The organism is Shewanella sp. 10N.286.45.A1 (assembly GCF_041470405.1).
In the GTDB taxonomy this organism is placed as follows: domain Bacteria; phylum Pseudomonadota; class Gammaproteobacteria; order Enterobacterales; family Shewanellaceae; genus Shewanella.
Genome location: NZ_JBFRMK010000297.1, coordinates 1 through 8688, shown reverse-complemented (window position 1 = coordinate 8688; position 8688 = coordinate 1). Strand labels below are relative to the sequence as shown.

Annotated in this window: 7 protein-coding genes; 1 reads left to right on the top strand and 6 read right to left on the bottom strand. The window is 42.7% G+C overall.

Features of this window, described 5'->3' with window-relative positions; translation table 11 throughout:
* Positions 1–165: 165 nt before the first annotated feature.
* From AB4238_RS19480 to AB4238_RS19470, 3 genes are all read right to left on the bottom strand, one after another.
* Positions 166–2115 (bottom strand): collagenase, encoded by a 1950-nt coding sequence (locus AB4238_RS19480; RefSeq protein WP_372034955.1) that lies wholly within the window; start codon positions 2113–2115, stop codon positions 166–168.
* Between the two features lie 223 nt (positions 2116–2338).
* Positions 2339–3424 carry an endonuclease/exonuclease/phosphatase family protein gene (locus AB4238_RS19475; protein WP_372034953.1) on the bottom strand — a complete coding sequence of 362 codons (1086 nt, stop codon included), beginning with the start codon at positions 3422–3424 and terminating at the stop codon, positions 2339–2341.
* 20 nt (positions 3425–3444) lie between these two features.
* A complete protein-coding gene (locus AB4238_RS19470; RefSeq protein WP_372034950.1) occupies positions 3445–4389 on the bottom strand; it encodes a DUF808 domain-containing protein in 945 nt (314 codons plus the stop codon).
* Between the two features lie 370 nt (positions 4390–4759).
* Between AB4238_RS19470 and rpiA the strand changes: the two genes are divergently transcribed.
* Positions 4760–5416, top strand: coding sequence for a ribose-5-phosphate isomerase RpiA (gene rpiA / locus AB4238_RS19465; protein ID WP_371992301.1), 657 nt, complete (start codon positions 4760–4762; stop codon positions 5414–5416).
* An 84-nt stretch (positions 5417–5500) separates the two neighbouring features.
* Here the strand turns inward: rpiA and AB4238_RS19460 are convergent, their stop codons facing one another.
* The 3 genes from AB4238_RS19460 to AB4238_RS19450 all read right to left on the bottom strand — a co-directional run bounded on the left by AB4238_RS19460 (position 5501) and on the right by AB4238_RS19450 (position 8407).
* Positions 5501–6070, bottom strand: coding sequence for a peroxiredoxin family protein (locus AB4238_RS19460; RefSeq protein WP_372034948.1), 570 nt, complete (start codon positions 6068–6070; stop codon positions 5501–5503).
* A gap of 109 nt (positions 6071–6179) precedes the next feature.
* Positions 6180–6593 carry a DUF3010 family protein gene (locus AB4238_RS19455; RefSeq protein WP_372034946.1) on the bottom strand — a complete coding sequence of 138 codons (414 nt, stop codon included), beginning with the start codon at positions 6591–6593 and terminating at the stop codon, positions 6180–6182.
* A gap of 89 nt (positions 6594–6682) precedes the next feature.
* The gene (locus AB4238_RS19450) at positions 6683–8407 is read right to left on the bottom strand and encodes a hypothetical protein (protein ID WP_372034944.1); all 1725 of its coding nucleotides are present in this window, start codon (positions 8405–8407) and stop codon (positions 6683–6685) included.
* Positions 8408–8688: the final 281 nt, after the last annotated feature.

Genomic DNA, 8688 nt, shown 5'->3' with positions numbered 1-8688 from the left:
TATACTGATTGGTATTATTCCCTTGTGAAGTTGTTCAATACAGAAATAGACAACCAAAAGTACTCCATATTGGCGACCAAACGTTTATACCAATTGGTATCACTGTAAATTTGAGGCAAAAAAAAGCTCACCTATTAAGATGAGCTTTACGAATAAGATTGAGTTTTAATCTTCTACTATCAGCGAGAATTCATTATTTGTATCGTTTAGAATCGCAACGCCTAAACATTCCCCAGCAGAATCCGTTAGCATAATACGATCACCAAGCTTCCAATATGTTTCAGAGTAAACATCATCTTTGCCAAGTGAAGCATAGGAATCACCTGTCTTAACACCCGTTTCATCGCTTACCCAGTAAAGGTTCATTGCGGTATCAGTCATGTTGGTAACGGTAAAGTCTTGCGCATTGTTTGCACCACGAGTGTATGTATCCGCAAATGAACAGTTACCAATAGTACCTTTGGTAGGCCAATATGGCATATACGGCTCAACTTCATAGGTGATTGCCATAGGTTCAGGCAACTCCACTGAGCAGTTTTCACCGCTACAGACAGAAAGGTAAGCATCAATGATATCTGAACCACCAAAGTCATCTGCTGCTACGATAAAATACTTTCCGGCAGTTGGAGAGGCGATAGTGATGACCTCTTCATTACTCGCATTCGTTACCGATTTATCCGTTGCAGCATCTGCGTCGCTTGGGTGATAGGCTGCGCCTTGATTGACATAGAGATCAATATCAGCAGAACCGCCAGAAGTACTAAAGGTAATAGAATCCAATCCAGCTGGGACATCAACGGAATAGAGGCGCCCACCACGACCACCTAATTCGATATAGCTTCCAACTGCAATTGAGGTTGCACTTGCAGCATAGTCTGTCCTTAGTCCATTCTGGTACCAAGTTTCGAAATCAGCTTGATTGTCCGTCGCGACCTGGGTGACAAAAGTGTCCAGCTCATCCCAGTCTCCCGCACGCATCTGCGTTAAAATTTCGGTCACTATTGCTGGTTTCTGCTCTATTAAGAACGTAAAAACTAACTGGCCCCAAGTATAATTATCTGCATTACCATTAAAGACTTGTTGTAAACTGTATTTAGTCGTCTCGTTTGCAGTGGTCATATTTTGGTAAGGATTATTATAATGAATACCAATGTACTCAGCTAAACCTTCGCTCCACCAACTAAAACCTTTAGATTCGTCATATTCGCCCTCTTTGTTATAACGGGCATCTAACGCATGGGTATACTCATGATCTACTGAACGAATTCTATGCCTACCACCATTCCACTCAAGTGCATTAAAGGTAAAAACATCTGAGCGGTGCAGCCACTCAGTTGACCTGAACTCGAAGTAGATCCCTGAATCATTGTTGTTATAGAAAAGATGCTTGACCCACAACTTATGATTTCGCTGGCTTGAAAAAATATTAACGTTGGTGATGTTATTTTTATCACCAGCAACACTGTCACCGAATGCTGGCGAAATAGTACCATCTATCGTTGCATCGAAACGTGCTTTGGTGTCCTTTAATGAAAGACACACTTCATCAGTTTGCTGTGCGGTTAAATCCTGGCCACGTACCTGAACATCAACCTCATCACAGCGCTTGCTGCTATTAAACACAGTGGTGCTGGTATAGAGCGTGGCATCTACCGCTGCACTAGCACTACTTGCGTCAACTAAAATATGATAACGACCTGGCTCAACATCATCGATGATACAATATTCAAACTCGCCGCTGCGGTAATTAGAAACACAATCAAATTCACCATTTTCACCACTTGATGCTTCATTTAAAGCTCTAACATAAAGCGCTGGGTCGCCAATATTGGTACCCGCTTCACCAGCCATTAGGCCAACAATCAAAGTGGGAGCAGACTCGGTGACATCAACAAAATATGCGCGAGGCTCAGTTAACGAGATATGCTTAATAGCAGAATTGAGCGTAATTAAGCCTGCCGCTGGTGTTTCTGGAGTAGCAGGTTCAGGATCTGGTACTACGGGATCTGGAACCGTTGGCGTAACAGGAACTGGAGCATCATCTCCCCCCCCTCCACCACAAGCTGCTAATGTTAAGCACAACGCGATACTTAATCCAGATAATCGAAAAGACATACTCAAACTCCCTGTTAATATTTATTGCTTTTATTGGTGACGCTATATTGGAAAATCTACTTTCATCCCCCAACAGCACAAGATATACAATATACTAACAAAGTGAATACAATATACCAACACGATTGTGTTGTAGTAATACTAATGAAAGGAGCTAATCAGAAAAGAGAAAGAGAACAATAAGTAACAAGCAGAGAACAGCAGTGGAGAGTAATAGGTAGTGCTATCGCCGAGAAACAATAGTACACAATACAGGAGCATGATCAGTACTGTGACTATCACGCTCATACTGAGGATTAATCAAATGGCGATCTTCAGTATGATAGTCAGTAACTTCTGCAGTGCTAGTATGAAAATGGGGGTTAAAATCTTGAGACAGCAAAATATAATCGAGTACGTTGCCTTGAGTGCCATAATAATGGGTCGCCTGTCTTTGAGAAGTTAACGAATTTGCGGCTGAAATAGTCTCAACATTCATCTCTCCTTCTCTTTGACAATACAGTTGATAGGCATCGGATAGAGGATAGCTTGCTAACTCTCCCGCTCCCTCTTTTTCAAATCGTAACTCCTGAGTCAATAACAAAGACAAAGGTTGATGGCTCAACGAATCATTAAAGTCGCCCAGTAATATCATCGCATTTTGGGTTTCAATTCGCCGCTGCATCATTGTATGAAATAACAAGGTCGCTTCACTACCCCTTTGAATCCCTGATGCCCATTGACCAAGAACATTACGCCCAAGCAATTCACCAAAGTTAGCTTTGCCATTACTCTTTACATTCATGCTTTGCGCTGGCGGCAATTCATCTAATGATGCTCTTTTGGATTTAAGGTGTACGACATAGATATCGCAGTGGCCAATGTCTGGCAACACAACGGTGGCTCTTAGAGGCTTACGGCTGTATTTAAAAGAATTTTCTAGACCCAGAGCTTTGGCATAATCACTATCGACATCAATAGCCTGCACCTGCTCAAAAGGATATTTCGAAGCAATTGCAACCACCGGGTCACGGCAGATAAAATCATCAACAATACTCGGTTGATCGACAACGGCAAAATGCTCAAGCCCGGCTTCGCGAGCCTGAGTCGCTAAAGCCTCTGCAGAGAAAGCTTCTTGAAAGCCAATAATATCAGGCTGATTTTCAGCAAGGAAATTGGCTAACCAACGCTGTTTCTTAGCCCACTGTTCATCACTATAGATATTCTCAAAATCATAGTAGGCAAGCGGCGGTTCGATATAATTGAACAAGTTGAAACTCGCCACTTTAGCTTGAAACGTTGTTGTTTCATTTTGCTGCGTATTGTCCAACGAACGTTCCCTCAAAGGATTTAGTGGCTAACAGGTTTATCACCTTTTAGCTTGAGAAATAGTTGCATCATTATCACTGCCATTGCCCCAGCAATAACGCCAAAAATAGAGTTTAAAATACTCGGTGTAACAAATGATAATACAGGGCCAACAACCGATACGCTTTCAATATAAATGGCAGCTTGGCTTATGCGATCGCTAACCCAGTGCAAGCCGTGAGTTAAAATTCCACCACCAACCATAAACATGGCGATAGTACCGACTACAGATAACGTTTTCATTAAATAGGGCGCAGAGTTGAGTAACATGAAGCCAAACCGTCGCTTAAAGCGGCTAGCTAAGCTTTCCCCCTGTCGCTGGCTTAAATACAGACCAGCATCGTCAATTTTCACAATCCCCGCCACCAAACCATATACGCCTATCGTCATAACGATAGCAATCACGCTTAGGGTGAAAAACTGAGTGGTTAGGCTTTTGTCCGCAACAATCCCCAAAGTAATCGCAATAATCTCAGCAGAGAGGACAAAGTCAGTTCTAATAGCTCCCTTTACTTTACGCTGCTCATACTCCTTAAGATCGCCAATCACCTCTTCAGGTAACGCTTGTGTAGCGGTTTGATCTTGCCGTTTTACTTGGTAACTATGATAGATTTTCTCGAAGCCTTCATAGCAAAGGAATAAACCGCCAAACATCAACAACGGCGTTACGGCCCAAGGAATAAATGCGCTAATGAGCATAGCTGCTGGGACTAAGATGCACTTATTCTTAAACGAACCCACTGCCACAGCCCAAACAACAGGCAGCTCTCTATCAGCTGAAACACCAGTAACCTGTTGGGCATTAAGTGCTAAATCATCTCCTAACACCCCTGCGGTTTTACGCGCGGCGATTTTACTCATCGCAGCTACATCATCCAAAATGGTGGCAATATCATCTAACAAGGTTAATAAGCTCGCCCCTGCCATAGTAACTCCTTTAATTGATTGATACTGCGTTTAAAGCATGTCGCAGCACTTAAAATCCTTCTTAACCTTTATGCCCCTGACTATCTATTTTAATGTGGATTTGTCTTTGTAGGGGATAGCAATTATTACAACACTTCGCTTACGAGCCACTATCATTAAAAGTATATAGCTTGAATTCAAACCTCTTAAAGCTGTTTTAAAAGCAGTCGTTTAACAGTAAGTGGCTATTGAAAAAAGCTAAGTCAGTGGCAAGCTAATCACGATATGCAGAGCTTGTCACTTTAAAACAAAAATTCAGGCACGCTTCGGCCGTTTAAAGCGTATACTAGCGCCAATATTTTTAAAACTCGCCTTTAAAAAGGATTTCGTTATGACTCAAGATGAAATGAAAAAAGCCGCTGGTTGGGCTGCACTACAATATGTTGAAAAAGATAGCATTGTTGGTGTAGGAACTGGCTCAACCGTGAATCACTTTATTGATGCCCTTGCGACAATGAAAGCTGATATCGACGGCGCCGTATCAAGCTCTGAAGCATCTACCGAGAAAATGAAAGCACTTGGTATCCCTGTTTATGATCTTAACAGTGTAGATGAACTGTCGGTTTATGTTGATGGCGCAGATGAGATCAACGGCCATATGGATATGATCAAGGGCGGCGGTGCAGCACTAACTCGCGAAAAAATTGTCGCTGCAGTGGCTGATAAGTTTATCTGTATCGTTGATAACACTAAGCAGGTCGACATTCTAGGCGAGTTCCCACTTCCTGTTGAAGTTATTCCAATGGCGCGTTCATACGTGGCGCGTCAACTGGTTAAGCTTGGTGGGGATCCTGTGTACCGTGAAGGTGTGGTAACAGATAACGGCAATATCATCTTAGATGTTTACAACATGAAGATCATGAACCCGAAAGAGCTTGAAGAGCAGATCAATGGCATTGTTGGTGTGGTCACCAATGGCTTATTTGCCATGCGCGGCGCAGACGTACTATTAGTTGGTACGCCAGAAGGTGTTAAGACAGTAAAGTAATTTATCGCTAGCTCATTATCAGCGAACGTAAAAAAGCCACAGACTTTTCAGTCTGTGGCTTTTAGTTTCTAACCGAGCTAAAAATCATTCGACTTGCGCGGTTTCACTGTTATTCTCAAGCTCACCTTCAGCTTTGTCGATATTCAACTCTGCTAAGTTTGCAGCGATATCTTCAGCAGCTGTTTCAGCATTGATATCTTCATCAATCTTTAAGATTTTTCCATCTTCGCCAATGTAAAAAGTCACCCGACTCGCAACCCGAACAAAGTTAAGCACATCATAAGCTTTAGCAGTTTCTTTGGTTGGATCGCTTAACATAGGAAAGTCAGCTTTTTGCTCTTTGGCAAACGCTTGGTTATCTTCTAGCTCGTCAACACTGGCCATCATATAGACCGCATTGTACTCGCGAATAAGATGCCCTTTTTGCACCAGAGATTTACATTCAAGCGTGCAGCCATGAGTATTAGCCATTGGGTACCAGGCCAACACCAAGGTTTGCTTACCTTTGTAATCACTTAACTGGTAAAAGTGACCGTCAGTTGCTTGTAACTTGAAATTGGGTGCCGTATCGCCAACCTTTAAATCGGTTGCAGTAGCCGCAAGCGGCAGTACTAGCGCTGCGGCTAAAAGTATCTTTGATAATTGTTTGATCATAGTTTCCACCTAATATTCCCTGTGTCGCCTGTCATTGTTATAGCACTTATTACACCTGACAAATATACGTATAACAATCTAAAAAGATCACCTGCAGTTGAGAAGCCTTTTAAGATAAGCACTCAAACGCTAAATCGTAAGCCTTGCCTAAATCAACGGTCTTTGGACGACAGGACTTCAATTCACTATGTTTCTTATCAGACGCTCGTAATGTCGCCGGGTGAATAAAATCAATCTCAACACTACAACTAGCCAGCATCGCACCTTCCATTAAAAATGTGCCTGCGCCACCAGCCCCTTGTCCTGTGGTGGCACGCCTATTCAATACGACTTTGTTAACGCCATTGCTAGCAATATGTGTGTTAACTTGTTCGATGAAAGTGACAACATCAGTTTGGGTTGGATTTTTAAGCAAGCTGAACTTTGTCACTTTAGGCGCAACTAAATTGTGACTCGCACGCTCCCCCGCTAATATTACTATTCTGACTTCGTTCGCTTTTAAGAAAAGCCCTGCAATAATCACTTTATCTCTCCTAAACTGGCTCTGAAAATAAAAACGCCAGCTATCATGAACTGGCGTTTTGTCGACATACTGTCTCGGGATATTAAATTTTACTTAGTCGCTCTGGAGTTCACCGCTGAATCGATCGTTACACCTTTATCATCAACATCAAGCGCTACCTTAACGCGCATATCGTAATCTTTCATCGATTTGAACTCTTCAGGAACCGGTTCGCCAGTGAGTTCGATAAAGGTCAGTAATGGCGCAAACATCTTCATATAGTCCACTGACATTGCCAACAAGCCATTATTAACGACAGCTTCGCTACTCAATTTATCGGCGACTGCTTCACCTTTATCACCAAAGAACAACACCAAATGATTGCCTTTAACTGCCATTTTAGCGGTTATATTCATCTCTGGCGGCATAGGTAATACATCGTTTAGTACCACAGCACTGCCGTCAGTTGGTAATTGAATATTTGCCAATTCAGGTGCGAATGGCTTAACCATATTAAATAACATCGTAGGGTTATCAGCCGACAGGGTGACTACAGCATCTAAGCTTTCAATCTCTGGAGCATCAACATCATCACTGATTTTGTAGTCAATAACTGACAGACCAACACCCTTAACACCATTAGCCATACCGGTCATCATGCCAAGCATTGCTGGGCTTTGCTGACTCATCTGTGCTTGCATCTCTTGCAGCGGTGCACACTGATATTGCGGCGTTAGCATGTCGTCCCAAATAGCTTGTAGCGATGGCACCATTTGGTTAACGTCGATCCCCAACCCAAAACTAAACACGCTATTATTGATATCTTGTACATAAGCGGGAATATAACCGCGCATCTTTTGGTATGCATCGAGCATCAGCTGGTTGTTGCTCTCAATTACGACTCGATAGTTCAATGAGCTTTCAGCATTACTGATTTCAAGTTGGTCATAACCCGCAACGGTGCGAGGCCAATTGGCTGCAATTGAGGAAAACTCTTGATTACAGGTAGCCGTTCTAAGCTCGGCAAATGGATCTTCATTCGCCATGGCTAATAGTTTCGTCAGTTGGCGAGCCAGCTGATTACCGTCGGTACTGGTAAGTGCAGTAACTATCTCTTGATGGTTGATATAGCTAATACCGTCATCAGTGAATCCATGCTTTGCAATGATATCTTCGATGATCTTTGCATCAACAATAGAGCGCTCAACAGGCGTAACTCCAAGTGCAGTTTCAAGCAGGGCCGCTTCACTAAACGAGGTATCTATGGTCATGGTTAACATTGAATTATTAACTGCAACCACCAAGTTTATCTGTTCCTCATCTGTCGCTTCTGTCAGCGGGTAGCTACGATAGTTAACCCCTTTCAGTTGACCTGCGACATGGGCTAAACCACTTTCGCCTTCTGCTTTATCCAGCAGCGCCCATATAGCATCAGCATTAGCCACTTCGATTTTAAGTACCGGTAATGCACCCAAGGTGTAAAAGTAGCTGCGAATATTTTCAGCTAGGCCAAAGGTATTAATAAACGTATCGCCATCTTGCATTGCCGCTAAGTAGGACTTAGTTAAGCTTAAGAAAAACTTCGCCCGAGGATCTTCTTCAGCTTCCCATTCGTCCAACGTGTTTGCGCCAGATTGCTTATAGGCATCAGATAAAGAGTTAATATAAGACTTAATAGGGAAAGGCTGTAACTGGCCCGAAAATATCGGTGTATCTGCTGGAATGTATGCCATGACGGCGTTATCGCTAGCAGAGACATCTGCAGCTTGTTGACTGTACCAATATCCACCCGCACCTACAGCGACTATCGCAGCAGCAACTAACATCTTATTCATTTAAAAACTCCATTTAATGATTCCATCAATCTACATCTTTTATGCGATTGCTCTATCTTGCCACCATTGCGCAAAAGTCATCAAGCAACGATAGTCTAATAAAATTATCGGTTTATAGTACAGCATTACACGGCGAATTCTATCAACTAGCCGTTTAACTCAACACTAATTTACAGCTGGCTGCGACCAAGTTTACTTCTCGTTTATTATACCAATTGCATTAAAGGTTTGACCATTCTGCGGGAATTCAAAACGCTGCAGGCAAGTAGTGGGATTTGAGC